Origin of the sequence: Streptomyces sp. 4N509B (assembly GCF_052245655.1) — a bacterium.
GTDB lineage: Bacteria > Actinomycetota > Actinomycetes > Streptomycetales > Streptomycetaceae > Streptomyces.
Map to the genome: position 1 here is coordinate 150,937 of NZ_JBQQBZ010000006.1, position 24,628 is coordinate 175,564.

The 24,628-nt window shown below is 76.2% G+C and carries 26 protein-coding genes; 16 read left to right on the forward strand and 10 right to left on the reverse strand.

Features of this window, described 5'->3' with window-relative positions; genetic code table 11:
- Nucleotides 1-11: 11 nt before the first annotated feature.
- Nucleotides 12-785, reverse strand: coding sequence for a hypothetical protein (locus ACTWP5_RS09395; RefSeq protein ID WP_443220328.1), 774 nt, complete (start codon nucleotides 783-785; stop codon nucleotides 12-14).
- Between the two features lie 126 nt (nucleotides 786-911).
- Complete coding sequence (locus ACTWP5_RS09400) at nucleotides 912-3,638, reverse strand: hypothetical protein (protein WP_443220329.1); 2,727 nt, start codon at nucleotides 3,636-3,638, stop codon at nucleotides 912-914.
- A 147-nt stretch (nucleotides 3,639-3,785) separates the two neighbouring features.
- Here ACTWP5_RS09400 and ACTWP5_RS09405 point away from each other — a divergent pair, with 147 nt between their 5' ends.
- The 10 genes from ACTWP5_RS09405 (at nucleotide 3,786) to ACTWP5_RS09450 (ending at nucleotide 9,046) form a co-directional block, all read left to right on the forward strand.
- Entirely contained in the window at nucleotides 3,786-4,445 is a 660-nt protein-coding gene (locus ACTWP5_RS09405) for an SIMPL domain-containing protein (protein ID WP_443220330.1), read from the forward strand.
- A gap of 221 nt (nucleotides 4,446-4,666) precedes the next feature.
- Entirely contained in the window at nucleotides 4,667-5,329 is a 663-nt protein-coding gene (locus ACTWP5_RS09410) for a maleylpyruvate isomerase N-terminal domain-containing protein (protein ID WP_443220331.1), read from the forward strand.
- Between the two features lie 114 nt (nucleotides 5,330-5,443).
- A complete protein-coding gene (gene gvpO / locus ACTWP5_RS09415) occupies nucleotides 5,444-5,755 on the forward strand; it encodes a gas vesicle protein GvpO (RefSeq protein WP_443220332.1) in 312 nt (103 codons plus the stop codon).
- A gap of 54 nt (nucleotides 5,756-5,809) precedes the next feature.
- Nucleotides 5,810-6,271, forward strand: a complete 462-nt coding sequence (locus ACTWP5_RS09420) for a gas vesicle structural protein GvpA (protein WP_443220333.1) — start codon at nucleotides 5,810-5,812, stop codon at nucleotides 6,269-6,271.
- Complete coding sequence (locus ACTWP5_RS09425) at nucleotides 6,268-7,017, forward strand: GvpL/GvpF family gas vesicle protein (protein ID WP_443220334.1); 750 nt, start codon at nucleotides 6,268-6,270, stop codon at nucleotides 7,015-7,017. The genes ACTWP5_RS09420 and ACTWP5_RS09425 overlap by 4 nt, the downstream gene beginning before the upstream one ends.
- Nucleotides 7,014-7,280, forward strand: coding sequence for a gas vesicle protein GvpG (locus ACTWP5_RS09430; RefSeq protein WP_443220335.1), 267 nt, complete (start codon nucleotides 7,014-7,016; stop codon nucleotides 7,278-7,280). The genes ACTWP5_RS09425 and ACTWP5_RS09430 overlap by 4 nt, the downstream gene beginning before the upstream one ends.
- Nucleotides 7,277-7,606, forward strand: a complete 330-nt coding sequence (locus tag ACTWP5_RS09435) for a gas vesicle protein (RefSeq protein ID WP_443220336.1) — start codon at nucleotides 7,277-7,279, stop codon at nucleotides 7,604-7,606. Before ACTWP5_RS09430 ends, ACTWP5_RS09435 begins: the two co-directional genes overlap by 4 nt.
- Nucleotides 7,603-8,562, forward strand: coding sequence for a GvpL/GvpF family gas vesicle protein (locus tag ACTWP5_RS09440; RefSeq protein ID WP_443220337.1), 960 nt, complete (start codon nucleotides 7,603-7,605; stop codon nucleotides 8,560-8,562). The genes ACTWP5_RS09435 and ACTWP5_RS09440 overlap by 4 nt, the downstream gene beginning before the upstream one ends.
- A complete protein-coding gene (locus ACTWP5_RS09445; protein ID WP_443220338.1) occupies nucleotides 8,559-8,735 on the forward strand; it encodes a gas vesicle protein in 177 nt (58 codons plus the stop codon). Before ACTWP5_RS09440 ends, ACTWP5_RS09445 begins: the two co-directional genes overlap by 4 nt.
- Nucleotides 8,732-9,046, forward strand: a complete 315-nt coding sequence (locus tag ACTWP5_RS09450; RefSeq protein WP_443220339.1) for a gas vesicle protein K — start codon at nucleotides 8,732-8,734, stop codon at nucleotides 9,044-9,046. Before ACTWP5_RS09445 ends, ACTWP5_RS09450 begins: the two co-directional genes overlap by 4 nt.
- 22 nt (nucleotides 9,047-9,068) lie before the next feature.
- On the opposite strand, the gene ACTWP5_RS09455 is transcribed toward ACTWP5_RS09450, so the two are convergent.
- From ACTWP5_RS09455 to ACTWP5_RS09475, 5 genes are all read right to left on the reverse strand, one after another.
- Entirely contained in the window at nucleotides 9,069-9,845 is a 777-nt protein-coding gene (locus ACTWP5_RS09455; RefSeq protein ID WP_443220340.1) for an ABC transporter ATP-binding protein, read from the reverse strand.
- The gene (locus tag ACTWP5_RS09460; protein ID WP_443220394.1) at nucleotides 9,842-10,852 is read right to left on the reverse strand and encodes a FecCD family ABC transporter permease; all 1,011 of its coding nucleotides are present in this window, start codon (nucleotides 10,850-10,852) and stop codon (nucleotides 9,842-9,844) included. The genes ACTWP5_RS09455 and ACTWP5_RS09460 overlap by 4 nt, the downstream gene beginning before the upstream one ends.
- Before the next feature lie 62 nt (nucleotides 10,853-10,914).
- On the reverse strand, nucleotides 10,915-11,889 hold the full coding sequence (locus tag ACTWP5_RS09465) for a FecCD family ABC transporter permease (RefSeq protein ID WP_443220395.1): 975 nt from the start codon (nucleotides 11,887-11,889) through the stop codon (nucleotides 10,915-10,917).
- Between the two features lie 58 nt (nucleotides 11,890-11,947).
- Nucleotides 11,948-12,784 carry a siderophore-interacting protein gene (locus ACTWP5_RS09470; protein WP_443220341.1) on the reverse strand — a complete coding sequence of 279 codons (837 nt, stop codon included), beginning with the start codon at nucleotides 12,782-12,784 and terminating at the stop codon, nucleotides 11,948-11,950.
- Nucleotides 12,781-13,794, reverse strand: a complete 1,014-nt coding sequence (locus tag ACTWP5_RS09475) for an ABC transporter substrate-binding protein (protein WP_443220342.1) — start codon at nucleotides 13,792-13,794, stop codon at nucleotides 12,781-12,783. The genes ACTWP5_RS09470 and ACTWP5_RS09475 overlap by 4 nt, the downstream gene beginning before the upstream one ends.
- Nucleotides 13,795-13,893: 99 nt before the next feature.
- On the opposite strand from ACTWP5_RS09475, the gene ACTWP5_RS09480 reads away from it, so the two are divergent.
- Nucleotides 13,894-14,991: a helix-turn-helix domain-containing protein gene (locus ACTWP5_RS09480; protein WP_443220343.1), complete on the forward strand. Its 1,098-nt coding sequence runs from the start codon at nucleotides 13,894-13,896 to the stop codon at nucleotides 14,989-14,991.
- Here the strand turns inward: ACTWP5_RS09480 and ACTWP5_RS09485 are convergent.
- Complete coding sequence (locus ACTWP5_RS09485; RefSeq protein ID WP_443220344.1) at nucleotides 14,949-15,848, reverse strand: NmrA family NAD(P)-binding protein; 900 nt, start codon at nucleotides 15,846-15,848, stop codon at nucleotides 14,949-14,951. The two genes, ACTWP5_RS09480 and ACTWP5_RS09485, sit on opposite strands and share 43 nt — an antisense overlap.
- Before the next feature lie 83 nt (nucleotides 15,849-15,931).
- On the opposite strand from ACTWP5_RS09485, the gene ACTWP5_RS09490 reads away from it, so the two are divergent.
- Nucleotides 15,932-16,918, forward strand: coding sequence for a cupin domain-containing protein (locus tag ACTWP5_RS09490; protein ID WP_443220345.1), 987 nt, complete (start codon nucleotides 15,932-15,934; stop codon nucleotides 16,916-16,918).
- A gap of 39 nt (nucleotides 16,919-16,957) precedes the next feature.
- Here ACTWP5_RS09490 and ACTWP5_RS09495 read toward each other — a convergent pair whose 3' ends face one another.
- Together ACTWP5_RS09495 and ACTWP5_RS09500 are read right to left on the reverse strand one after the other, a co-directional pair.
- A complete protein-coding gene (locus ACTWP5_RS09495; protein WP_443220346.1) occupies nucleotides 16,958-17,329 on the reverse strand; it encodes a cupin in 372 nt (123 codons plus the stop codon).
- Between the two features lie 18 nt (nucleotides 17,330-17,347).
- On the reverse strand, nucleotides 17,348-19,624 hold the full coding sequence (locus ACTWP5_RS09500; protein ID WP_443220347.1) for a molybdopterin oxidoreductase family protein: 2,277 nt from the start codon (nucleotides 19,622-19,624) through the stop codon (nucleotides 17,348-17,350).
- A 211-nt stretch (nucleotides 19,625-19,835) separates the two neighbouring features.
- Between ACTWP5_RS09500 and ACTWP5_RS09505 the strand changes: the two genes are divergently transcribed.
- The 4 genes from ACTWP5_RS09505 (at nucleotide 19,836) to ACTWP5_RS09520 (ending at nucleotide 24,549) form a co-directional block, all read left to right on the forward strand.
- On the forward strand, nucleotides 19,836-20,645 hold the full coding sequence (locus tag ACTWP5_RS09505; protein ID WP_443220348.1) for a sirohydrochlorin chelatase: 810 nt from the start codon (nucleotides 19,836-19,838) through the stop codon (nucleotides 20,643-20,645).
- A 35-nt stretch (nucleotides 20,646-20,680) separates the two neighbouring features.
- Complete coding sequence (locus tag ACTWP5_RS09510) at nucleotides 20,681-22,069, forward strand: deoxyguanosinetriphosphate triphosphohydrolase (RefSeq protein ID WP_443220349.1); 1,389 nt, start codon at nucleotides 20,681-20,683, stop codon at nucleotides 22,067-22,069.
- Nucleotides 22,070-22,212: 143 nt separating this feature from the next.
- Nucleotides 22,213-23,487 carry an NAD(P)/FAD-dependent oxidoreductase gene (locus ACTWP5_RS09515; protein ID WP_443220350.1) on the forward strand — a complete coding sequence of 425 codons (1,275 nt, stop codon included), beginning with the start codon at nucleotides 22,213-22,215 and terminating at the stop codon, nucleotides 23,485-23,487.
- 204 nt (nucleotides 23,488-23,691) lie between these two features.
- Nucleotides 23,692-24,549, forward strand: coding sequence for an Acg family FMN-binding oxidoreductase (locus ACTWP5_RS09520; protein WP_443220351.1), 858 nt, complete (start codon nucleotides 23,692-23,694; stop codon nucleotides 24,547-24,549).
- Nucleotides 24,550-24,628 lie beyond the last annotated feature (79 nt).

Consider the following 24,628-nt stretch of genomic DNA (forward strand, 5'->3'; position numbering starts at 1 on the left):
GCCGCCGGGGGCTACGGACGCTCGGCCGCCACCGTCGGCGTCTGTCCCGCGACCGCCTGCGCCATGCGGCCGGTGAGCATGTCGCTCAGCGCGTGGATCAGCGCGCGGTCCCCGAGTGCCGCCGCGTCCACGCCGCCGTGCGAGAGGCCGCCGAGGTACGGGCCCTGGGCGATGAGCGTGACCTGCGCGTCCAGGGTGTCGCCCTCGGCGACCTCGTAGGCGATGCTGTCGTCGCCGTAGGTGTTCGCGCCGGTCGGCGCGCGGTAGGCGTCGTCGGCCTCGAAGATCGCCTCGAACTCGTCGAGAGCCGCCCGGGCGTCGGCCGGGGTGGGATAGGCCAGGACCCCGAAGAGCGCGCCCTGGTCGCCCGCCTCGTTCCCGTAGGCGATCTGCGCCTGCCTCTCCGCGTTCGCGCAGACCTCGGCGTAGTCCTCGCACAGGCTCGTCTCGTGGGCGACCGGACCTGCCGCGTTGGTGAGGATGGTCCGCGCCAGGGCCGCGTCGTCCGGCAGGATCGCGTCGACCGTGTCCTGGTCGTGCGGCGAGGCGTCGGCCGACGCCTCGTCCTCACCGCCACCACCGCTTCCGCTTCCGCCGCCGACGTCCGGGACGTCCACGTCGTCGTCGTGGTCGTGGTCGTCGTCCTTGTCGACCGACGAGTCGCCGCCGCCCCCACTCGTGCCGCCACCACGTCGCCCGCCGCCGTCGCCGCCGCAGGCCGCGAGCACCATGGCGCACGCCGCGACGAGCGCCGCCACCACACCGAGCCTCAGTCGAAGCCTCACCTCTACGCCCTTCCTCCGGGACCCCGTTCTCGGTCCGTGTCGACCGCTGTACGGGGGGCTAGGACGTGCCCTGTCGCCGTTCAGTTCCCCACCTCCTGTGGGGAGTCGGCGAAGAGGGCGTGGAGGCTACGGGCAGTCGTGGGCGCCGTCGGGCCCCCACGTGTCGACGGGTTCGACCCGCGTGAACGTGCCGCAGTACAGCACAGGCCACGAGCCGCTGGCGACGTGGTGGAGGATGACGACCGGCTTGTCGAGGGGGACCGGAGCGTCGCCCTGGAAGTCCAGGTAGCCGCTGGCTCCCTGCCGCTGGACGAGCTCGATGTTGTCCTGGAGGTCGATGGCGTCCAAATCCTCCCCGGCCGTGGTGTAGACGTCGTTGGCGGCGTCGGACAGCACGTGGACGGCGTCGTAGGCCAGCGCCGCGTGGCCGTCGTGGCGCCAGACGTCGTTGCGGTCGTAGTGCTCGGCGTAGGTCCGGTTGAACGTGTCCGCGGCCTCGCTGAGCGCCTCGTGGCCCACGGGCAGCACGTGGGTGGTGTGGTAGAGCCGCAGCCACCGCCTGCTGGCGTAGGGCTCCGACAGGACGGCGTTGGTCAGCTCGTTGCCGCCGACCACCGTGAGAGGTTCCTCCGAGCACTCCGAGGAGTCGCCGTAGTGGTTGAGGAAGTTCTGGAACTCGGCGGCGCGCGCCGCCCAGTACACGATCGTCCGCGGCTCCCGCGTGACCGCCGCGCAGATCGCGTCCGAGACCTCCGCCGCGGTGTCCGCCACCGTGACGCCCTGTGAGCCCGGGTTGGACGGCGGCTCGCCGCCCCGGAACTGGTGTACCTGCTCCACGGCTCCACCATGCTCGCGGAAGGACGCGGCGAAGTGGCGTCCGATGCTGTCGCTGTAGAGGTCGGAGGGATCCTTCACGACCACCGCCGCCCGTGCCGGGACGCACTCCCCGGGCGCCTCCTCGACGATGTTCGCGCGCCGCGCGAAGGCGCTGACGACGGCGGCCTCGCGGCTGTTGGGCGGCGCCATCGCGTGGAAGAACGTGCCGGGGTTCATCTCGTCCGCGGTCGCCGAGGTCGTGACCACGGGGAGCTTGGCCTCGGCGAGGGCGTAGACGGCCGCCCGGGTCTCGTCCCGGCTCTGGGCGAAGCCCACCACCCCGACGACGTCCGCCCAGGCGGTGTCCGCGCCCTCGTCCTCGCTCGCGGCCCTCGCGTCCCGCACGATCGTCTCGGCGACGTCGACGGCGTCCGCGTACCGTTCCCCCGCCCCGTCGTAGATCTCGATCCGGAGCAGGACCTTGTCCGGGTCGCCCTCGGCCTCCTGGTTGAGGTGCCGCTGGGCCAGGGCGACACCCCGCAGCTCGGGCACCGCCCCGTCGGACCGTCGGACCATCTCCGCCTGGCTCCGCGTCGCTCCCGTACCGACGTACGCGATCGTCCTCACCTCGCGGCCCTCCCTGTGCAGGGCCTCGGCCGCCGCGTTCTGCTCCTCAATGTCCCGCTCCACGTCGGCGTACGCGGCGTCGGGTGGCGGCAGCTCGCCCTCCGGGCCCGGCGCGTCGACGGGCCCGGAGGAGCCGAGGCAGGCGGGGGCATCGGGGAGCGGCACGCCGACGAACCACAGGGTGGACGCCGCCGCGACCGCCGCCACCGCGCCCCACGCCGTCGCCTCGACACCGGGGCCGACCCGCGACATGACCGGCGGACGGGCCTGCGGCGGGTCGGAGGAGGGAAGGTCCCCCGGCAGCGTGACGAGGAGGGGGCGGAGGCCGCCCCCCGCCTCCGCCGGGCGGCGGAGCCGGACGGCGGCCTCCGCCAACGTCCGTGACACCGCGCCCTCGACGGCGAGCCCCGACGGGCCGTCGACCGCGAGCAGCACCGCCCCGCATCCCGTGGCGGACACCGCCCCCGCGTACTCCTCGACGAACCGCGCCGCCCGCTTGGCCGCCTCGGTGTCGGCGTCCGCCTCCACGCGGAGGAAGAGCACGAAACGCGTCACACGCCTGCGGCGCCACGGCGAGAGGCGGCCGGGCCGTGCCCAGCGGCGCAGGTCCGACAGGAGGGCGTGCAGCAGCAGCCGCTCCAGGGTGCGTTCGCGGTGGTCGGCGGGCCTGCCGTCGCCCTCGACCAGCCGGGTCACCCAGGAGTGGATGTCCTCGAAGAACTCCCCGGCGTGGAGCGGGGAACCGTCGTTGCGCAGCTTCGCGTACCAGCCCGTGCGGCGCGAACGCATCAGTCGGCGGGTCTGGCCGCGCGCCCACAGCCAGCGCGGCAGCTGCTGGAAGAGCGGACCGGCGAGCCGGTTCCACGCCTGGGCGACCGCTCCCGGGGCCTGCGCCTCGCCCCCCAGGACCGCCAGGCCGCGCCGCGCGGGGCGCAGCACGTCGTAGCAGTGGTCGCGGAGCGCGTCGGCGGGGCGGGCCGTTGGCTGCGGGCTCGGCGACGCGTCGGCCGACGGGGGCCTCCTCACCTGGTCGACCACGGCTTGGACCAGGGTGAGGGCGGGCAGCCTCAGCCGCCCGGTCCTGCGGGGCGCCCGCGTGGCCAGCTCGGCTGCCCCGACCGCGCACAGGACCGGCGAGACGCCCTCCACGGGATCGGTGTCCCGGGGGCGGATCGTCACGGCGGGTGGGTCGCCGCCGTCGATCCGGGGCACGCAGAGGTCGAGCCTGCGGGTGGCCTCCTGGACCGGCCGCTCGGACAGGAACACCACGGGCGGCAGCACCTCGTCGGCCTTCCGGCGACGGTCGGGTCTTCCCGTCGGCTCGCGCGTCGGGGCGACGGCCTTCCGGAAGGCGGTGGCGACGTCGTCCCAGTCGGCGTGCCAGCTCTCGTACCGTGTGGTGTCCGCCATCGTCGGTCCCCCCGTCTCGTGGTCACGGACGCGCGGGCGGGCGCCGGCCGTCCGTCGTCTCCGATGCGCCAACATCCCCACTGCCATTGTGCGTTGACCGACCGGGAACCCTCCCGGCGGCGTTTTCTCGACTGGTTGGATGGTCGTATGAGAGAGCTGTCCATCACCGCACCCTGGGGTGTGTCCGTCATCGGGATCGCGCGACGGGAGGCCGTGCCGGACGTCGCCCGCGTGCGGGTGGCCGTGCGCGAGATCCGGGCGGAGCCGTCGGAGGCGTTCGAGGTGACCCGCGGCGTGCTCGCCCGGGTCCGCGCGTCCCTGCGTGACCACGGCGTTCCCGAGGAGGCGGTCTCCACCTCCCGCCTGAACCTGGAGTCCACCTACGACTACGACGAGGGCGGCGGCGACGGGCGGCGCCTGCGGGGCTACCGGTGCGCGGCCTCGCTCGTGGTCGAGGTGCGGGACCTCGACGGTCTGGAGTCCCTCCTGACGGACGTGGTCGGGGCGGGCGCCAACCACGTCGACGGCGTGACGTTCGACGTGAGCACGCGCGCCGCGCTGCGGGCCGAGGCGCGGGACGCCGCCGTCGCGTCGGCGCGGGAGAAGGCCGAGCGGTACGCCGCCGCCGCGGGGGTGCGGCTCGGGCGCGTCCTCCACATCGAGGACCTCGACACCGAGGGCGCCGAGGTCGGGGGCCGTTACGTCACCGTGGGCGGCGTGCCGGAGAGCGGCGGGCGGGAGCTGGCCCCCGGGGCCATCACGGTCGCGACGGGGGTGCTTCTCGGCTTCGCGCTGGAGACCGACTGACGCGCACGCCTCCGTCACGCCCGTCGTCGGTGGGTGTGTCGGTGTCCGCGTCCACGTTGGCGCCCGTCAGGACGGCGGCCGCCCATGTCATCCCCGATCCCGACCCCTTCCCGCGGCTCCGGCTCCGGGCGGCGGGACGCGGACGGGCCGCGCCCGGAGGGCTCCCGGGAGGCGGCACTCGCCGGCTGGTCCGGTGCCCGGGCGGGGGCTACCGTGCGGGGGTGGATCTCTTCTCGCGCTCCTGGACGGCGTTGCGCGCCGCGGTCGCCGCGCTCCGGGACGAGGACTGGGAGCGGCCGTCCGGATGTGCTGGCTGGCTCGTGCGGGACCTGGTCTGTCACCTGGTCATCGACGCGCAGGACGTCCTGATCACGCTGGCCACGCCCGCCGACACCGAGCCGACCGTGGACGCGGACACCTACTGGCGGCTGGTCGATCCGCCGACCGGCGAGGATCCGCTCGACGCGCTGATCCCGCGGCTGGCCGCCGCGTACGGCGATCCCGCGCTGCTCGCGTTCCACCTCGACGACGTCGGGTCCGCCGCCGGGCGGGCCGCCGAACGCGCCGACCGCGACGCCCGGGTCGGCACCCGCGGCGAGGTGCTGACCGTCGACGCCTACCTTTCGGCGTACGTCCTGGAGTGGACGCTGCACCACCTCGACCTCCTCGCCCACCTGCCCGCGGCGGCCCAGATCGCGGAACCGCCCGCCGAGACCCTCGCGGCGGCCCGCGCGGCCCTGGAGCGGATCGCCGGGGCGCCGATCCCCGCGTCGTTCTCCGACGCCGACGCGCTGCGGGTCGTGACGGGGCGCCGGCCGCCGACGGACGCCGAGCGGGCGGAGTTGGGCGAGCTGGCCGGGCGGCTCCCGCTCGTCCTCGGCTGAACGCCGGGCCGTCGCCCGGCCGTCGCCCGGTCCTCGGCCAGCCACCTGCCGGATCGCACGCCGGCGCGCGGCCGGACGTTTGCGCCGGCTCAGGCAAGGAACCCGGCGGGGGCCATGGCTGAGAAAGCGGAGAAGACGAAGCGACCGGACGAAGAGCGAGCGGGCGGCGCCGACACCGCGGTGGACGTGCTGCGCGCGGCGGGCGCGGAGTTCGTCGGCCTGACCGGGCTGCGCCCGGAGGCGGTGACCCGGCTCGAACGCACCGAGAGCGGCTGGGTCCTCGACGCCGAGGTGACCGAACTCGCCCGCGTCCCCGACTCGATGAGCCTGATGGCCAGCTACGAGGTCACGGTCGACGAGCGGGGCGGCATCACCGGCTACCGCCGAGTCCGCCGCTACGAGCGGGGCCGGCCGGACCCCCGGTGAGCCGCGGACGCGACGGACCGGGCCGGCCCCCCACACGACGGCAGGAGACATCCGATGACAACAGCAGTCGCAACGGCGGCACCGTCAGCGGCCGCGACGCGCCCCAACAGCAGCGGCCTGTACGACGTCCTCGAACTGATCCTCGACCGCGGCCTGGTGATCGACGCCTTCGTGCGCGTCTCCCTGGTCGGCATCGAGATCCTGAAGATCGACGTGCGGGTCGTGGTGGCCAGCGTGGACACGTACCTGCGGTTCGCGGAGGCTTGCAACCGCCTCGACCTGGAGGCGGGCGCCAGCAAGGACCCCGGCGTCCCCCAACTCGTCGGGACCGTGACCGAGTCGGGCGCGAAGGGCAAGTCGAAGGGCGCCATCGCGGGCGCCGCCGAGTCGATCGCCGACGCCTTCCGCTCCGGCGGGTCCGGCGGGGACTCCTCGGACTCCGACGAGGCGGAGAAGGAGCCGCGCAAGGCCCGCCGCACGACCGGCGCCCGCCGCGAGAAGGAGGGCGACGCATGACCACCTACGTCTACGGCGTCACGCGCGCCGAGCTGTCCGGCCTCCCACCCGGCCTGGCCGGGGTGGGAGACCCGCCCCGCCCCGTCCGGGTCGTGCGGGAGGGCGGTTTGGCCGCGGTCGTCAGCGAGTGCCCCGACGGCACGCGGCCCCGGCGGCGTGACCTCTTCGCCCACCAGCGGGTGCTGACGATGATGGTCGGCGCCGGCCCCGTGCTGCCGCTGCGCTTCGGCAGCGTCTGCCCGGACGACGGCGCGGTGCGCGAGACGCTCGCCGAGTACGCCGACCTCTTCCGCGAGCAGCTGGAGTCGGTCGCCGGACGGGCCGAGTACAACGTCAAGGCCAGCCACCACGAGGAGGTCGTGCTGCGCTCTCTGCTCGCCGAGGACCCGCGGATCCGCGAGCTCAACGAGGCCACCCGGCGGCGCGGTGACGGCGCCTACCGGCAGCGCGTCCAGCTGGGGCAGCTGCTGGCCGAGGGCGTGTACCGGCACCGGGAGCGCGACGCCAGGGCGGTGGAGGAGACGCTCACCCAGCACGCGGTCCGGACCCACCGGGGCCCGGAGGGCACCGACGTGATCCTGAACCTGTCGCTGCTGGTCGAGCGGGACGAGGCCCCGGGCCTCCTCGCGGCCGTCGAGAAGGAGCGCGAGGCCAGCCCGCACCTCGACCTGCGCGTGATGGGCCCGTTGCCGCCCTACAGCTTCGTGTGGGCGCCGGCGGCCCGGCAGGAGGAGGTGGCACGGTGACGGGACTCCTGCGCGAGCTCCTCCTGCTGCCCCTGGCGCCGGCCCGTGGCGCGGGCTGGGTCGTGGGGCAGGTGGTCAGGGAGGCGGAGCGGCGGTACTACGACCCCGCGGTGGTCCGAGGCGAGCTCGTGGAGCTCGAACGGCGACTCGTCGGCGGGGAGATCGACCTGGCCGAGTTCGAGCGCCGCGAGGAGGAGCTCCTCGACCGGCTCGACCACGGTGCCGGAACGGGCCACGGCGCCGGGACGGGAGCGTGGCCGTGAGCGCCCCGGTCCCCGGTTCCTACGGCGCGGCCCTGGGCACCGGCGGTGGCGGCGGGACGAACCTCGCCGACCTCCTCGAACGGGTGCTGGACAAGGGCGTGGTGATCGCCGGGGACATCCGGGTCAACCTGCTCGACATCGAGCTGCTGACGATCAGGATCCGGCTGCTGGTGGCCTCCGTCGAGCGGGCCAGGGAGATGGGCATCGACTGGTGGGAGCACGACCCGGCGCTGTCCTCCCGGGCCCGGTCCCGCGAACTGTCCGACGAGACCGAGCAGCTGCGCCGACGCGTCGCGGCCCTGGAGGAACGGGAGCGAACGCCATGAGGAACACCGTGAGCGACGAGGCACGCGACGACGTCCGGCGCGACGGCGGGACGGACGGCGGACGGGAGGGGCCGCGGCCCCAGCTGTGGTACGTCTACGCGGTCACCCGGGCCACGGCGGCAGGAGCCACCGTCCCCGAGCTGCGCGGGCTCGACGACGCCCCCGTCCACACGCTGGACGACGGCGGCCTGGCGGCCGTGGCGAGCCCGGTGCGGGCCGAGGACTTCGCCGAGGAGCCGTTGCGGGCCCACCTCTCGGACCTGGACTGGCTGGAACGGACCGCCCGGGGACACCAACGGGTCGTCGACGGGCTGCTGTCGACCGGGTGTGTGCTGCCGCTGCGCCTGGCCACGGTCTGCCGTGACACGACGGGGGTCCGCCGGCTGCTGACCGGGAACCGGGCGGGTCTGGAGGCGGCCATCGAGCGCCTCGACGGATGCGCCGAGTGGGGCGTCACGCTCTACGCCGACGCACCCGCGACCGACGCGGCCGCGACGGACGCGGACGCGGGCGTGCCGTCGAGCCGGCCCCCGGAGCGGGGCACGCCGGCCGCCCCCGCCTCCGGGAGGGAGTACCTCCGACGGCGGCGGGCTCGGGCCCGGGCGAGTGAGGACGCGGAGCGGCGGGCCACCAGGACGGCCCGCGCGACGCACGAGGCGCTCAGCGCCGCCGCCGAGCGGTCCCGGCTGCACCCGCCGCAGGACGCCCGCCTCTCCGGCGAGCCGGGCCAGAACCTGCTCAACGCCGCCTACCTGGTCCGCCGGGACCAGGAGCGGCGGTTCACCGCCCTGGCGGGACGGCTCGCCGGCGGCGGCCTCGGCGGGCAGCGGATCCGGCTCTCGGGCCCGTGGGCGCCGTACTCGTTCACCGCGGCGGCCCTCGACGAGGCCCTCGACGGCGGGACGGGCGGCGGGACGGGCGGCGGCCCGGACGGCGTGGACGGGAGCCCTCAATGACGACTGAGCCGATGACGCGGCAGGTCGCCCTCGTCGACCTGCTGGACCGCCTGCTGGCGGGCGGCGTGGTGCTGGCCGGTCACCTCACGCTCTCGATCGCCGACGTCGACCTGGTGCGCGTCGACCTCAACGCCCTGATCAGCTCCACGGCGACCGTCCGGGAGCCGCTGTGAGCGGCGCGCACCGGGCCGGGCGGGCCGGGCGGCGGATCGAGCTGGACGAGGAGACCGTCGAGCGCGACCTGATGCGCCTGGTGCTCACGGTCGTGGAACTGCTGCGTCAGCTGATGGAGCGGCAGGCGCTGCGCCGCGTTGACCTGGGCGACCTCACCGAGGACCAGGAGGAACGGATCGGCCTGACGCTGATGCTCCTCGAACGGCGCATGGCCGAACTCCGCGCCCGCTTCGGCCTGACCCCCGAGGACCTCAACCTCGACCTCGGCCCGCTGGGGCCCCTGCTGCCCAGGGAGACCCCCTCCGCGTGAGGGCGCCCCGAGCCGGGGGCCGCTACGGCGTCGGGACGACCATCGGCCCCCCGGTGGCGGGGTCGGGGACGACGAGGCTCGGGAGGTCGAACACCTCACGCACCAGCGCCGCGTCGACGATCTTCCCGGGCGGGCCCTCGGCGACGACGCGGCCCGCCTTCATCGCCACCAGGTGGTCGGCGTAGCGGCACGCCTGGTTGAGGTCGTGGAGGACCGCGACGACGGTACGGCCGGCGTCGCGGAGGCGGGCCAGCAGCGTGAGCAGCTGGTACTGGTGGGCGATGTCGAGGAAGGTCGTCGGCTCGTCGAGCAGGAGGTAGGGCGACTCCTGGGCGAGGACCATGGCGATCCAGACCCGCTGGCGCTGCCCGCCCGAGAGGCTGTCGACCGTGCGCTCGGCGAGGTCGGCGACGCCCGCGTCGGCCATGGCCTCGGCCACGGCCCGCTCGTCCTCGGGCGACCAGCTCGCCAGCAGCGACTGGTGCGGGTACCGGCCGCGGGCGACGAGCTGGCGGGCGAGGGTGTTCTCGGGGGCGGTGAGGGTCTGGGGGAGGAAGCCGATCTGCCGCGCGATGGCCTTCGGCCGCCACACGGCGACGTCCCGGCCGTCGAACGCCACCGTGCCGGCCGCCGGCCGCAGCAGCCGGACGAACGCCCGCAGCAGCGTGGACTTGCCGGAGGCGTTGGCGCCGACGACGGCGGTGAACGCGCCGTCGGGCACGTCGAGGGTCAGCCCGGTGGCGACGGTCCGCTCCCCGTAGGTGAGGGTGAGGTCCCGGGCGGTCAGGCGTGCGGTCACGAGCGGGTGACCTCCTTGTAGAGCAGCCAGAGCAGGTAGCAGCCGCCGAGCGCCGTGGTCACCACGCCGACGGGCAGGACGACGGGCGCGAGTACCGTCTGCGCGACGAGGTCGGCGGCCAGCAGCAGGACCGCGCCGGTCAACGCGGCGGGCAGCAGCGGCACCCCCGACGCGCCGGCCAGCCGGCGGCCGATCTGCGGGGCGGCGAGCGCGACGAAGATCACGGGACCGGCGACGGCGGTCACGGCGGCGGTGCAGCCGACGCCCGCCATGACGCTCAGCAGCCGCAGCCGGGGGAGCCGGACCCCCGTGGTGACGGCGAGTTCGTCGCCGAGCGCCGCCTGACGGGTGGCCTGGGAGCAGACGGCGAGCAGCAGCGCGAGGGCGGCGATGCTGAGGAACGACAGCCGCACGTCGTCCCAGCCCAGGCCGTTGAGGGAGCCGGCGTGCCAGCTGGTGGCGGCGATCGCGACGTCCAGCTCCGAGCGGAGCACGATCCAGGAGTTGAGCGCGGTGAGCACCGCGTTGACGCCGATGCCGATGACGACGAGCCGCAGGCCGTTGAGCCCGCTGTCGAGGGCCAGGACGTAGACGACGGCGGCGGTGAGCAGGCCACCGGCCGTGGAGGAGAGCGCGAGCTGGGCGGGGGTGCCGGACAGGAGCGTGAGCGCCACGAGGGCGCCCGTGTAGGAGCCGGCGTCCAGGCCGATGACGTCGGGGCTGCCGAGCGGGTTGCGCGTGAGGTTCTGGAAGACGGCGCCGGCCAGGCCGAGGGCGGCGCCGAAGACGAGGGCGGCGGCGACGCGGGGCATCCGCCACTCGCGGACGACGAGGACGGCGTCGCCCTGGCCGGCCAGCGCCGTCAGCACCTCGACGGGGGAGTCCCAGTCCTGGCCCCGGCACAGGCCGGCGACGGCGAGCACCAGGGCGAGGGCGAGCAGGGCGAGCGTGGCGACGGCGCCGCGGCGTTCGACCTGGGCGGAGAACGGGCCGAGCCGCAGCGTCAGGGGCGGCGCGACGCGGCGAGCGTCGTCGACGGAGCCGGTCACGGGGCGGGTCGCACTGCGGGTCACAGGGCCACCGCCCCACGGCGGCGGACGGCCCAGATCAGCACCGGGCCGCCGAGGAACGCGGTGACCACGGCCACCGGGACCTCGCCCGTGGGCAGCAGGACCCTGGCGGCGACGTCCGCCGCCAGGAGCAGCAGCGGCCCCAGCAGCATCGTGTACGCCATCAGCCAGCGCAGCGACCCGCCGGCCGCGCGGCGCGCCAGGTGGGGGACGATCAGTCCGACGAACGCGATGGGCCCGGCGACGGCGGTGGCGGTCCCGGCGAGGACCGTCACGAGGGCGAGGACCGCGACACGGGTCCGCGTCACGTGGGCGCCGAGCGTGTGGGCGACGGTCTCGCCGAGCCCGAGGGCGTTGAGCGGCCCCGTGACGGCGAGGGCGCCCACGAGGGCGAGGGCGATCAGCAGCAGCGGCAGGGTGAGGGCGATCTGCTCGCGGCCCGCGAGGGAGCCGACGGACCAGAAGCGGTGCCGGTCCAGGACGTCGGGGTCGAGCAGGCGCATCCCGAGGGCGAGCCCGCCGAGCACGAAGCTGAGGGCGGTCCCGGCCAGCAGCAGCCGCAGCGGCGAGGTGCCGCCCACGGCGTGGACGAGCACCGCGGCGAGCAGGGAGCCGACGAAGGCGAGCGCGAGCTGCGTGGCCTGCGAGCCGGCGACGCCGAGCGCGGCGCCCAGGCTGATGGCGAAGCCGGCGCCGAACGTCACGCCGAGCACGCCGGGTTCGGCGAGCGGGTTGCGCGTCAGCGTCTGGATCAGGGTGCCGGCCGCGCCCAGCGCTGCCCCGACGGCCACGGCCAGGACGGTGCGCGGCACGCGCACCTCGCGGACGATGAGCCGCGCGTCGCCCCCGGCGGGGCCGTCGCCGTCGGTGAGCGCGGGCCACACCGCGTCCAGCGGCACGGTCCCGGCGCCGACGCACAGGCTCGCGCCGGCGGCGGCCAGCAGCGCGACGGCCGACAGCAGCAGGAGCGCCACGCGGCCGGCCGCCGGCCGGGCGGCGGCGGGGGGCGTGGCCTCGGCGGCGGTGGGGTGCTCAGTCCTCAAACCCGGCGACTCCACGCTTCCAGTAGCCGGTGAACAGCGCGTCGACGCCGCCGGCCCGCCCCGTCTCCCGGTGCCAGGCGCGCAGCGCCCGCAGGTCCTCCGACTCGCCGGCCGCCCAGAGGAAGCAGCGCCCCGGGGTGGGGAGGGCGAGGCCGGCGACGGTGGCGGCCAGCGCGGAGCGGCCGTCGGCGCGGACGAGGCGGTGGACGGTGACGCCCGCCGGAACGGTGAGCGGGTAGGCGTGCTCGGCCTCGTCGTCGGTCTCGACCACCAGGTCGGCCGAGACGCCCTCGGGCGCCTCCTCCAGCCAGCGCGCCGCGGCGGGCAGGGCCGTGGCGTCGGCGGCGAGGACGTAGCGGTCGTAGGTGAGGGGGAAGACCTTCGCGCCGGGCGGGCCGGCCACGACCACCTCCTCGCCGACGGCGGCCCCTCGCGCCCAGGTGGAGGCGACGCCGCCGTCGTGGAGGACGAAGTCGAGGTCGATCTCGCGGGCGGCGGCGTCGTGGCGGCGCACGGTGTAGACCCGGGCGGTGGGCAACGGGAGCGGCCAGTCGAGCATCTGCCGGTCGTTCGGCACGGGGTCGCGCCGGGTGCCGTCCGGGTCGGGGAAGATGATCTTGACGTGGTCGTCGGGCTGGTAGGTGTGGAAGCCGTCGAGGGCGGGGCCCCCGAGGGTCAGCCGCAGCATGCGGGGCGTCAGCCAGGTGCGCGCGCGGACGGTGAGGGTGCGGATGCCGATCGGGTAGCCGATGCGGGTGACGCCCGTGCCGGCGCGGCGGTGGGCGGCGACGCGACCGCCGGGGTCGCTCCGGTCGATGGCGGTCACGCGGTCTCCTCCAGCAGCGGGGCGAGGGCCTCGTCCAGGGCGTCCAGGGTGCGCAGGGCGGAGGCGTAGGTGGCGGCCTCGGTGTGGCGCAGGGGGTAGACCCGGCCGGCCTGGACGGCCGGGAGGCTCTGCCACAGCTCGGAGTCGAGGACGTACCGCACCGCCTCGCCGGGGGTGCCGTCGGGGCCGACGGTGTAGGTGATGGCGTCCACGTCGCCGAGGCTCTCGGGCAGCTCCTCGATGGAGGGGTACTCGGAGACGGCGGCGCTGCCCTCGCCCGGGTCCTTCGGCTCGCCGGGGTAGCGCGCGCCGATGTCGCCGGCGATGTTGGTGCCCCAGGAGTCGGCGAACTCCCGCATGAAGGTGCCGGCGGCGGCGTCGCCGTAGGACCCGACGTGCCCGAGGTCCACGTCGGCCAGGGCGTCGGCGTACCGGTCGGCGAGCTCGGCGGCCCGCTCCTCGTAGGCCGCCTTCGCCTCCTCGAAGTGGTCGAGGCGGCCCGCGGCGTCGGACTGGCGCCGCGACAGCTCGCGCCAGGCGCTGGGCACGGTGGGGCCGATGGCGACGACGGGGGCGAGGGACGAAAGGCGCTCGATGTCGACGTCGCCGAGGACGGGGGCGGGGACGCCGATGACGATGAGGTCGGGGTCGGCCTCGGCAACGGCCTCGTAGTTGGTCTCGGCGGCGGTCTCCCCGGCGATCTTCGGCAGCTCCTCGTAGGTGGCGCGGTCCTCGTCGGTCATCAGCTCGACGCCCCGCTCCCAGGTGGAGATGCCGACCAGGGCGGCGTCCGCCTCGATGAGGACGGGCACGGCGTAGCCGGTGGCGACGACCCGCTTCGGGTCCACGGGGATGGTGATCTCGCCGTTGTCGGCGGAGAAGACGCGGGTGGCGGCCTCCCCGTCGCCGCCACCCCCGTCCCCGTCGCCGGAGGAGGAGCAGCCGGCCAGCAGGGTCAGGGAGAGGGCCAGGGCGGCGGTGAGACCCCGTCTGGGGAGGCGAGAGCGCATGGGGGGTGGTCCTTTGGTGGTGCAGCGGTGGTGCGGTCGGAACGGCTAGTTAGGCTAGCCTTACCTGATTTGGTTCGGATATCGCTGAGAGGTCACCCCGTGACGGTCACAGGACATCGCGGCACGGATCCCGTGCGCTGCGAGGAGTTCGGCTACGGCCTCGGACGTCCCGAGGGGATCCTCGTGCTGCGCTACCGCGCCGCCGGAGCCCTGGACTTCGGCGCCTGCCGGCAGGACTTCCTCCACCAGCTGTACGTCTCGCCCGGCGGGGTGCTGACCGTGCTGCACGGCTCGCGGGTGCTGTTCACGGGCGAGGGCGAGGGGTTCTGGGCCGAGCGGGCCGTCACGCACGAGGTCCGGGCGGGGGACGGCGACGTCGTCCACCGCGTCTTCCTGCGGGAGGTGCCGCGGGCGCTGGCGGGGCTGCGGGCCGGCGTGGTCTCGGTGAGCCCGGAGGCGACGCGGCTGCTGGCGGCGATCACCCGCCCCGACTGCGAGGAGGAGGCGGCGCTCGGCGCCCGCCGGGGCCTCATGGACGGGCTCGCCGCCACCACGGAGGACTACGTGGCCCACCACGCGGCCGGCAGGGGCGTCGCCCTGGTGGTGGCGCGGGAGCTCTCGCGGGACCCGGCCGACCCCACCCCGCTGGGCGAGTGGGCGCGGCGGCTGCACGTCAGCGTGAAGACGCTCCAGCGGGACTTCCTGCGCGAGTTCGGCGTCTCCTACTCGCGCTGGCGCACGCTGCTGCGGCTGCGGGCGGCGCGGGTGCTCCTCGGCGGGAATCCGGTCACCCGCGTCGCCCGTCTCGTCGGCTACGCCAGCCCGTCAGCGTTCGTCGCGGCCTTCGCCAAGGAGTACGGGTACACCCCGGGGCGGCACGCGGAACGCCAGGCGGACCAGGCCGAACAGGACGACCAGGCGGAACAGGCAGACCAGGCGGAACAGGCAGACCAGGCCGAACAGGCGGAACGAGCCGTCCAGACGGGCCAGAGCGTCCCGGCAGGCGAGGCCGGTCCGGCCGGTGACGCGGCTCCGCCCGCTCAGGCCGGTCTGCCCGGTCGGGCCGGGGCGGCGGCCTCGACCGGGCGGACGCGTCGTCCCGGGGGCGTCGCTCGGGCCGGGCACGCCGGCCCGCCCCTGGCGGGCGAGGTGGGTCAGGCGTCCCAGGCGCCCTCGGCCGCCGCCCGCCGGACGTAGTCGGAGAAGTCACGCGCCTCGCGGCCCAGGGCCTGCCGGACGCCGTCGGTCGGAGCCACGTCCACGCCGTCGAAGGTCTCGGCGAAGATCGTCGCGACCATCTCGGCGAGGTCGGCCGGCACACCCATCGCCACCATGCCCTGACGGAACTCCTCGGGGCTGACGGGCACGTACCGCAGCTCGCGGCCCGTGGCCCGCGCGATCTCCGCCGCGGCCTCCGCGACGGTGAGCGCGCGGGAGCCGGAGAGCTCGTAGACCCGCGAGGCGTGACGGCCGGTGTCGTCGAGCAGCGCGGCCACAGCCACGTCCGCGATGTCCTCGGCGTCGAGGAACGGCTCGGCCTGCTGGCCCGTCGGCAGCGCCAGCTGCCCCGACAGCACGAGGTCGCGGATCATCTCCTCGCTGAAGTTCTGCGCGAACCAGCCGCAGCGCAGGATGGTCCACTCCTTCGCCACCTCCTGGACGGCGTCCTCCGCCGGGAGCGCCGCCTCCATGCGGGCGGAGAGGAGGACCAGCCGCCCGACGCCGTGGGCGCGGGCCCGTTCGGCGACGGCCCGCACCGCCTCCGCGGCGCCGGGGACGGAGATGTCGGGGGCGTAGGCGAGGTAGGCGGCGCGGGCGCCGCCGGCCAGCGCCGCGTCCCAGGTGGCGGGGTCGTGCCAGTCGAAGGACGGGGTGGCGGAGCGCGAGGCGATCCTGACCGGCACGCCGCGCTCGGCCAGGCGCTCCGCGACGCGGCGGCCCGTCTTGCCGGCGCCGCCCAGCACCAGGACCGGGGCGCGGCCGTCGTCGTCGCCCCGGGTGCTCTCGTTCGTGGTCCCGTTCGCGGTCTGGTTCGTGGTCTGGTTCGTCGTCATGACGGCAGTCCATCGCGGCCGGGGGTGTCCCGACCATCGGCGAGGGACGCACCCGCATAAGCGAGCGTCTACGCTCGTGGCCCATGGACGCGCTGACGAGTCTGCTGGAAGGGCCGCGCGCCCGCGGCGCCTTCCTCCTCCGGGCGGTGCTCGACGCGCCGTGGGGCCTGCGCGTGGAGGACGGCGCGCCGCTGACGGTCATCGCGGTGGCGCGCGGCGAGACGTGGATCGCCCCCGACGACGGCCAGCCCGTGCGGCTGCGCGCCGGCGACGTCGGGGTGATGCGCGGCCCGGCCCCGTACACCGCCGGTGACCTGCCGGGGGCCGAGCCCCGCGCCGTGGTCGTGCCCGGCGGCTGCGCGATGTCGCCCGACCGGCGGGTCGACCTGTGCGAGGTGATGGAGCTGGGGCCGCGGACGTGGGGCACGAGCCTTAAGGGCTCCACCGTGCTGCTGGTCGGCAGCTACCAGATGCCGCAGGCCGTCAGCCGCCGGCTGCTGGGCGCGCTGCCGCCGCTGCTGGCGCTGCGCGAGAACGAGTGGGAGTCCGCGCTGACGGGGCTGATGGAGCGCCAGATCGCGCGCGACGACCCGGGCCAGGACGTCGTCCTGGACCGCATGCTCGACCTGCTCCTGATATCCGTGCTGCGGGCGTGGTTCGCCCGTCCCGGCACCGAGGCCCCCGCCTGGTACCGGGCCCAGAGCGACCCGGTGGTGGGGCGGGCGCTGCGGCTGATGCACGAGCAGCCCGCCCACCCGTGGACGGTGGCCTCGCTGGCCGTGCGGGCCGGGGTGTCGCGGGCGGCACTGGCACGGCGGTTCGGCGCGCTGGTCGGCGAGCCGCCGATGGCATACCTCACGGCGCAGCGGCTGGCGCTCGCCGCGGAGCTGCTGCGGGAGCCGGACGCGACGCTCGACGCGGTGGCCCGACGCGTCGGCTACGGCAGTGGCTTCGCCCTCAGCGCCGCGTTCAAGCGGGAGCGGGGCGTGAGCCCCCGCGCGTACCGCGAGGGCGCGACGGCGGCGGTCGCCGTGGGGACCGCCGGTGCCGGGAGCACCGGCCCGGCCTGAGCCGCCCCGCCACGCGGCACGGTCACACGCGGCGCCGCGTCACGCCGTCGTGGGGGAGCGCCGCTCGTCGTACACGACCAGCGGCTCGGGGGTCGCGGTGACCGAGGTCAGCAGGACGACGGAGTCGTCGATGGCGTGCAGCGAGTGGCGGCCCTGCGGGATGTCCGTGATCTGGCCGGCGAGCAGCTCGGCGTCCCCGGCGTCCGGCGAGGCCAGCCGCACCCGCCCCAGCAGCACCTGGAGGCTGGCGGCCGGCGGCGCGGTGTGCTCCTCCAACTCGGCACCCCCGCGCAGCGCGATGACGCTCTGCCGCAGCGGCCCGTCGCGCAGGAACAGGTGCGCGCTGCGCCCGTGCTCGCCCTGCCGGGCCCGGGTCAGGTGCTGTTCCGCGAGCAGCGTCAGGTCTTCCATGCCCCCATGCTGCCCCCCTCAGCCGCCGGCCGCATCCGCTCCCCGACCGCCCGGGGCCGCACCCGGGGCCGCGCCCGCCCCCGCGTCGAGGGCCGCCTTCGCCCCCGCGCCCGCAGCCGCGTGGTCCGCCAGCTCCACGCGGACCGCGCACACCTTGAACTCCGGCATGCGGGAGGTCGGGTCGAGCGCCGGGTTGGTGAGGGTGTTGGCGCGGCCCTCGCCCGGCCAGTGGAACGGCATGAAGACGGTGTCGGGCCGGATGTCACGGCTGATGCGGGCGGGCGCGACGGCGCGGCCCCGGCGCGAGGTGACCGCGAGGCGGTCCCCCTCCGCCGCGCCCAGCCGTTCGGCCAGGCGGGGATGGAGCTGGACGAACGGCCCCGGCGCTGCGGCGTTGAGGCTGTCGACGCGACGGGTCTGGGCGCCGGACTGGTACTGCGCCAGCACCCGCCCCGTGGTCAGCAGCAGGGGGTACTCCGGCGTCGGCTCCTCGGCCGCCGGCCGGTGGGTGACGGGCGCGAAGCGGGCGCGGCCGTCGGGCGTGGCGAAGCGGTCGAGGAACAGCCGCGGGGTGCCGGGGTGCGGAGCACCCGGGCGGGGTGCGGGGGAGGGGGCGTCCTCGGCCGCCTGGGGCGGGGCGGGCGGCGTCTCCGGACAGGGCCAGAAGACGCCGTCCTCCTCGGCGACGCGGCGGTAGGTGATGCCGGAGTAGTCGGCCTTCCCGCCGGCCGAGGCGCGGCGCAGCTCGTCGAAGACCTCCTCGGGGTCGGTCGGGAAGCCCTTCTCCCAGCCGAGCCGGGCCGCGAGGTCGTGGAGCACCGCCAGGTCGCTGCGGCAGCCCGGCGGCGGGTCGACCGCCTTGCGGCGCAGCAGCACCCTGCCCTCCAGGTTGGTCATGGTCCCGGTCTCCTCCGCCCACTGCGTCACGGGCAGCACCACGTCCGCGAGCCGCGCGCTCTCGGAGAGGACCACGTCGGCCACGACGAGGAGGTCCAACGCCCGCAGCCGCTCTGTGACGTGGGCGGCGCGGGGCGCGGAGACCACGGGGTTGGAGGCCATCAGCAGCAGCGCCCGCACCCCGTCGGGGGTGTCGCGGCCCAGCGCGTCGAGCAGCTCGTACGCGCTGCGCCCGGGGCCGGGGAGGGTGTCGGGGTCGACACCCCACACGCCGGCGACGTGCGCGCGGGCCTCGGCGTCGGCGAGCATGCGGTACCCGGGCAGCTGGTCGGCCTTCTGGCCGTGCTCGCGCCCGCCCTGCCCGTTGCCCTGCCCCGTCAGGCAGCCGTAGCCGGACAGCGGGCGGCCGGCGCGCCCCGTGGCCAGGCACAGGTTGATCCACGCGCCGACGGTGTCGGTGCCCTTCGACTGCTGCTCGGGGCCGCGCGCGGTGAGCACCATCGACGACGCGGGCTCGCAGAACATCCGCACCGCCTCGCGCAGCCGTGGCACCGGCACGCCGGTGAGTCGCTCCACCAGCTCGGGCCAGTGCGCCATGGCCGCCGCGCGCGCCTCCTCCCAGCCGGTGGTGCGGGCGGCGACGAACGCCTCGTCGACACGGCCCTCGGCGACGACCAGGTGCAGCAGGCCGAGCGCCAGCGCCAGGTCGGTGCCGGGGCGGGGAGCGAGGTGGAGGTCGGCGTGCTCGGCGGTGCGGGTGCGGCGGGGGTCGACGACGATCAGCCGGCCGCCGTTCTCCCTCAGCTCGGTGAAGTACCGCAGCACGGGCGGCATGGTCTCGGCGAGGTTGGAGCCGACGAGGATGACGCAGCCGGTCCGGGGGATGTCGGCGAGCGGGAACGGCAGGCCCCGGTCCACGCCGAAGGCGCGGTTCCCGGCGGCGGCGGCCGAGGACATGCAGAAGCGGCCGTTGTAGTCGATCTGCGAGCTGCCGAGCACCAGCCGCGCGAACTTGCCCAGCGCGTATGCCTTCTCGTTGGTCAGCCCGCCGCCGCCGAAGACGCCGACGGCGTCGGGGCCGTACCGCTCCCGGGTGCGCGCGAGTCCCTCGGCCACGCGGTCGAGGGCCGCGTCCCAGCCGGCGGGGGACAGCTCGCCGGTGGCGGGGTCCCGCAGCAGCGGCGTGGTCAGGCGGGTGCCGGGCGCCAGCAGCTCGGGGGCGGTCTGCCCCTTGCCGCACAGCGCGCCGCGGTTGACGGGGAACGCGGTGCGCGGCACCACCTCCAGGCCGCCGACCGCGCCGGGGGCGGGCCGCAGCGTCATGCCGCACTGCAGGGCGCAGTACGGGCAGTGCGTCGGCGTGCCGTCCGTCCCGGTCCGCGCCGCTTGGTCCGTCATGCTCACCGGCCCTCTCCGGCCGTGTCCGGCCGTGGGATGCTCTCCGTCGTGACACCAGCATGCTTCGCGCGTGTTACGGCGGGGACGGCGATCGGTTACGCCACCGGTGCGCCGCGCTCCGAGTGTGAGCTTCGCTACGGTGAGGAGCGGGAGGGGCTTTGGTGACATCGAGGCAACACGGCGGCAACGAGACGGGCGCACGCTGGCGGTCATGAGCACCCGCCCGTTCTCCGCCGTGCCCGCCGCCGGTCGTCCCGCCGCGTCGCCGGGCGCGCAGGCGCCGACGCTGGTGGCCGTCGCCCACGGCTCGCCCGACCCGCGCGCCCGAGGGGCCGTCGAGGCCCTGGTCCGCCTCGTGAGGGCGCTGCGCCCGGGGCTGCGGGTGGAACTCGCCCACCTGGAGACGGACCAGCCCCTGCTGGCCGACGTCCTGGGCCGGCTGCGCGGCGAGGCGGTCCTGGTGCCGCTGCTGTTCAGCCGGGGCTTCCACGTCAAGCACGACATCCCCGCGGTGCTGGCCGCCCGCGCCCGCCACCTGACGGCGGTCACGGCCGCCTGCCTGGGCCCGCACCCGCTGCTGGCCGAGGGGCTCCACAGCCGGCTGATGGAGGCCGGGTACCGGCCGGGCTCGCCGGTGGTGTTGGCGGCGGCCGGCTCGCACGACCCGGAGTCGGCGGCCGGCACGCAGCACACGGCCGACCTGCTCTCGGCGCGGCTCGGCGGCGTCGTGGTGACGCCCGCCTACGCCTCCGCCGCGCGTCCCACGGTCGGCGAGGCGGTGCGGGCGCTGCGGGAGGCGGGCCACGCGGCGCGGGACGCCGACGTCGCCGTGGCCTCCTGCTTCACCGCGCCCGGCCTCTTCGCCCGCCGCTGCGCCGAGGCGGCCCCCGGTGTCGTCGCCGCGCCGCTCGGCGCGCACCCGGCGTTGGCGCGCCTGCTGCTCCACCGTTACGACCAGGCGCGCGGCGCGACCGCCGCGAAGCCGCCGGGTACCGGCCGCGCGTTGGAAACCGTCTCGTAGCGCCGCGGTCCCGCCCGTGGGGCTACGGTCGGGCTATGCACGCGCACGAGCCGCACGAGCCGCACGAGCCGCACGAGCCACGGGGCGGGCACGACGACGGGCCGCGCGCCCCGTTCGCCCACCACGGCGCCTACGACCCGGCCGACGCCGAGCGGTTCGACCCCGAGCCGGACAAGCGGCCCGGACGCACCGCGTTCCAGCGCGACCGCGCCCGCGTCCAGCACTCCGCCGCGCTGCGCCGCCTCGCGGGCAAGACCCAGGTCGTCACGCCCGACACCGCCGACGCCGCCGCGTTCCCGTGGGACGCCGCGCCCCGCACCCGGCTGACGCACTCGCTGGAGTGCGCCCAGATCGGCCGGGACCTCGGCGCCGCCTTCGGCTGCGACCCGGACGTCGTGGAGGCCGCCTGCCTCGCCCACGACCTGGGCCACCCGCCGTTCGGGCACAACGGGGAGCGCGCCCTGGACGAGATCGCCCGCGACTGCGGCGGGTTCGAGGGCAACGCCCAGTCGCTGCGCCTGCTGACCCGGCTGGAGCCCAAGCGGTGGAGCGGCGGCGGCAGCGGCCGGTCCGTCGGCCTGAACCTCACCCGCGCCACGCTCGACGCCGCCACCAAGTACCCCTGGCCGCGCGGCGGCGACCCGCGCGACGCCGCCTCGCCGAAGTACGGCGTCTACGAGGACGACCTGCCCGTCTTCTCCTGGCTGCGCCGCGGCGCCCCGGCGGGCCCGGCCCGGCGCTGCTTCGAGGCCCAGGTGATGGACTGGTCCGACGACGTCGCCTACTCCGTCCACGACGTGGAGGACGGCCTGCACGCCGGCCACCTCGACCCCGGCCTGCTGCTGGCCGAGCCCGAGCGCCGCGAGGTGTTCGCCGTCGCCGCCCGCCGCTACGCCCCCTCCGGCACCGAGCCCGCCGAACTGGCCGCCGCGCTCGACCGGCTGCTGGACCAGGAGTGGTGGCCCCACGGCTACGACGGCTCCGCCCCCGCGCAGGCCCGGCTGAAGAACGCCACCAGCCAGCTCGTCGGCCGGTTCTGCCTGGCGGCCGAACGCGCCACCCGCGCCGCCCACGGCCCGGGGCCGTTGCGCCGCTACGCCGCCGAGCTCGTCGTGCCGCGCGAGGCCCGGCTGGAGTGCGCCGTGCTGAAGGCCGTCGCCGAGGTCTACGTGATGCGCCGCCCCGACCTGTCCCGGCAGCGCACCCGGCAGCGGGAGATCCTCGCGGAGCTGGGCGCGGAGCTGCTGCGCCGCGCGCCCGAGGGCCTGGACCCGCAGTACCGCGCGCTGTTCCAGGAGGCGGCCGACGACGCCGCGCGGCTGCGGGTGGTCGTCGACCAGATCGCCTCCCTCACCGACGCCGCCGCCCGCTGGCTGCACGCCCGGCTCACACGCGGGCGCGCGGCCGGCGCCACGCCCGCCTGACGCCCCCGTCCCTCCCGACCACCCGACCCGGGGACACCCGGGTGGCTGACCGCCCCCTTTCGGGAAGGCACCAGGTGGGGCAGGCTCCATCCAGACTCCGCGCACCGTCCGGCGGGGTCGCGACCGACCGGGAGGGAAGCGCGTTGAACGGGACATACAGGACGTTCGTGATCGTCGGGGGTGGTCTGGCCGGCGCGAAGGCCGCACAGACCCTCCGCGAGGAGGGCTTCACCGGCCGCGTCATCCTCGTCGGCGACGAACACGAGCACCCCTACGAACGTCCACCGCTCTCCAAGGACTACCTCGCCGGCCGCGTCGAGCGCGACAGCGTCTACGTCCACGACGCCTCCTGGTACGCCCACCACCGCGTCGAGCTCCACCTCGGACAGCCCGCCGTCGCCATCGACCGCGACCGCCGCGAGGTCCGCCTCGGCGACGGCACCCGCCTGGAGTACGACGCGCTGCTGCTGGCCACCGGCGCCGAGCCCCGGCGGCTGGGCATCCCCGGCACCGACCTCGCCGGCGTCCACCACCTGCGCCGCCTCGCCCACGCCGACCACCTGCGCGGCGTGCTGACCGACCGCTCCCGGCCCGAGGAGCCCCTGGTCATCGCGGGCGCCGGCTGGATCGGCCTGGAGGTCGCCGCCGCCGCCAGGACGCTCGGCTCGCAGGTCACCGTCGTCGAGCCCGCGCCCGGTCCGCTCCACCAGGTCATCGGGCCCGAGATCGGCGAGGTCTTCACCGCGCTCCACCGCGAGAACGGCGTCACCTTCCGCTTCGGCACCCGCATCCGCGAGATCACCGGCCGCGACGGCGTCGTCGCCGGCGTCCGCACCGAGGACGGCGAGGAGCTGCCGGCCCGCGCCGTCCTCGCCGCGATCGGCGCCACGCCCCGCACCGCGCTCGCCCGCTCCGCGGGCCTGGCCCTCGTCGACGACGGGGCCGGCGGCGTCGCCGTGGACGCCGGGCTGCGCACCTCCGACCCGCGGATCCTGGCCGCCGGCGACGTCGCCGCCGTCGCCCGACCCGCCCCGGCCCCCGGGACCCCGGAGCGGCTGCGCGTCGAGCACTGGGCGAACGCGCTGAACTCGGGCCCCGCCGCCGCCCGCGCCATGCTCGGCCAGGACGTCACCTACGACCGGGTCCCGTACTTCTACTCCGACCAGTACGACGTCGGCCTGGAGTACTCGGGCTGGGCCCCGCCCGGCGCCTACGACCAGGTCGTCTGCCGGGGCGACGTCCCCGGCCGCGCCTTCGTCGCGTTCTGGCTGAGCGAGGGCCGGGTGCGCGCCGGCATGAACGTGAACGTCTGGGACGTCACCTCCCCGATCCAGCAGCTGATCCGCTCCGGCGCCCCCGTCGACACCAAGGCCCTGGCCGACCCGGACGTCCCCCTGGCCTCCCTCGTCGCCGAGTGACGCCCCGGCCGGCTCCCCTCCGGGTGCGGGAGGGCGCCGGCCGGCCTAGCGTGGGGAACAGCGGGCGGGAGGAGTACGGCCAGGGCGGAGGACGAAAGGCCGCCCCCGGGCGGGCCGGCGAAGGAAGGACAGGACGGAACAGGACGGGACGGGGCGGGGCGGACGGAGCAAGGACGACGCGCGAGCGAGGGCCGGTGCCGGGTGGTGCAGTCGCTGATCCTGGACACGCCGACCGTGACCTCCCTGGTGAGGGCCGCCACGGCGGCCCCCTCCCTGCACAACGCCCAGCCCTGGCGCTTCCGCTTCCTCACCGACAGCGTCACCTTCCAGGTCAGGGCCTCCCTGGACCGGGCGCTGCCCAGGGAGGATCCACACGGCCGCGCCCTGCACATGGGCTGCGCCGCCGCCCTGCTGAACCTGCGCGTCGCCGCCGCCCACGCCGGCTGGCTGCCGCTCACCGCCCTCCTGCCCGACCCCTACGACCCGCGCCTGCTGGCGACCGTCCGGCTGGAGCGCCCCCTCGGCGGGCTCCACCCCGAGGCCGTGCCGGACACCGAGCCGGGACCGGAGGACCTCGCCGCCCTCGCCGCGCTCCACCCGGCGATCCGGCGCCGCCACACCTGCCGCCAGCCCTTCCGCGAGGAGCCCGTCCCCGTCGAACTCCGCGCCGCCCTGTGCCAGGCCGCCGGCCGGGAGGGCGCGAGGCTCCGCTTCCCCGAGCCCGACGAGGCGTGGAGGCTCCTGGAGACCTCCCGGGACGCGGAGGGCCGCGACCTCGCCCCATTCACCACCGCCACGACGGGGGCGCCCTCCCCGAACCTCGCGGTGATCGGCACCACGGAGGACCGCTCCGTGGACTGGCTGCGCACCGGCCAGGCGATGGAACGCGCGCTGCTGCTGGCCGCCGGGCACGGCCTCACCGCCGTCCTGACCTGCCACACCCCCGGCTGGCACGAGCCCCACGCCCCCGACCATCCGCAAGCGATGATCCGCTTCGGCTACGCCCCCGCGTCCCCGGCGACGCCGCGCCGCCCGACCAGTCTCGTCCTCGACATCGTCTGACCCCTCCGAGCCCGCCGTCCCGTCCGTCGACCCCGGCAGCCACCGCCACCGCGGCAGCCACCGCCACCGCGACAGCCAC

Excerpts from the sequence above, each read along its gene's own strand:
- ACTWP5_RS09475 (WP_443220342.1), bottom strand. The coding sequence starts at position 13,794 with ATGCGCTCTCGCCTCCCCAGACGGGGTCTCACCGCCGCCCTGGCCCTC.
- ACTWP5_RS09510 (WP_443220349.1), top strand. The coding sequence starts at position 20,681 with ATGCACGCGCACGAGCCGCACGAGCCGCACGAGCCGCACGAGCCACGG.
- ACTWP5_RS09490 (WP_443220345.1), top strand. The coding sequence starts at position 15,932 with ATGGACGCGCTGACGAGTCTGCTGGAAGGGCCGCGCGCCCGCGGCGCC.
- ACTWP5_RS09495 (WP_443220346.1), bottom strand. The coding sequence starts at position 17,329 with ATGGAAGACCTGACGCTGCTCGCGGAACAGCACCTGACCCGGGCCCGG.
- ACTWP5_RS09440 (WP_443220337.1), top strand. The coding sequence starts at position 7,603 with ATGAGGAACACCGTGAGCGACGAGGCACGCGACGACGTCCGGCGCGAC.
- ACTWP5_RS09505 (WP_443220348.1), top strand. The coding sequence starts at position 19,836 with ATGAGCACCCGCCCGTTCTCCGCCGTGCCCGCCGCCGGTCGTCCCGCC.
- ACTWP5_RS09420 (WP_443220333.1), top strand. The coding sequence starts at position 5,810 with ATGACAACAGCAGTCGCAACGGCGGCACCGTCAGCGGCCGCGACGCGC.
- ACTWP5_RS09500 (WP_443220347.1), bottom strand. The coding sequence starts at position 19,624 with ATGACGGACCAAGCGGCGCGGACCGGGACGGACGGCACGCCGACGCAC.
- ACTWP5_RS09485 (WP_443220344.1), bottom strand. The coding sequence starts at position 15,848 with ATGACGACGAACCAGACCACGAACCAGACCGCGAACGGGACCACGAAC.
- ACTWP5_RS09405 (WP_443220330.1), top strand. The coding sequence starts at position 3,786 with ATGAGAGAGCTGTCCATCACCGCACCCTGGGGTGTGTCCGTCATCGGG.
- ACTWP5_RS09400 (WP_443220329.1), bottom strand. The coding sequence starts at position 3,638 with ATGGCGGACACCACACGGTACGAGAGCTGGCACGCCGACTGGGACGAC.
- ACTWP5_RS09425 (WP_443220334.1), top strand. The coding sequence starts at position 6,268 with ATGACCACCTACGTCTACGGCGTCACGCGCGCCGAGCTGTCCGGCCTC.
- ACTWP5_RS09445 (WP_443220338.1), top strand. The coding sequence starts at position 8,559 with ATGACGACTGAGCCGATGACGCGGCAGGTCGCCCTCGTCGACCTGCTG.
- gvpO (WP_443220332.1), top strand. The coding sequence starts at position 5,444 with ATGGCTGAGAAAGCGGAGAAGACGAAGCGACCGGACGAAGAGCGAGCG.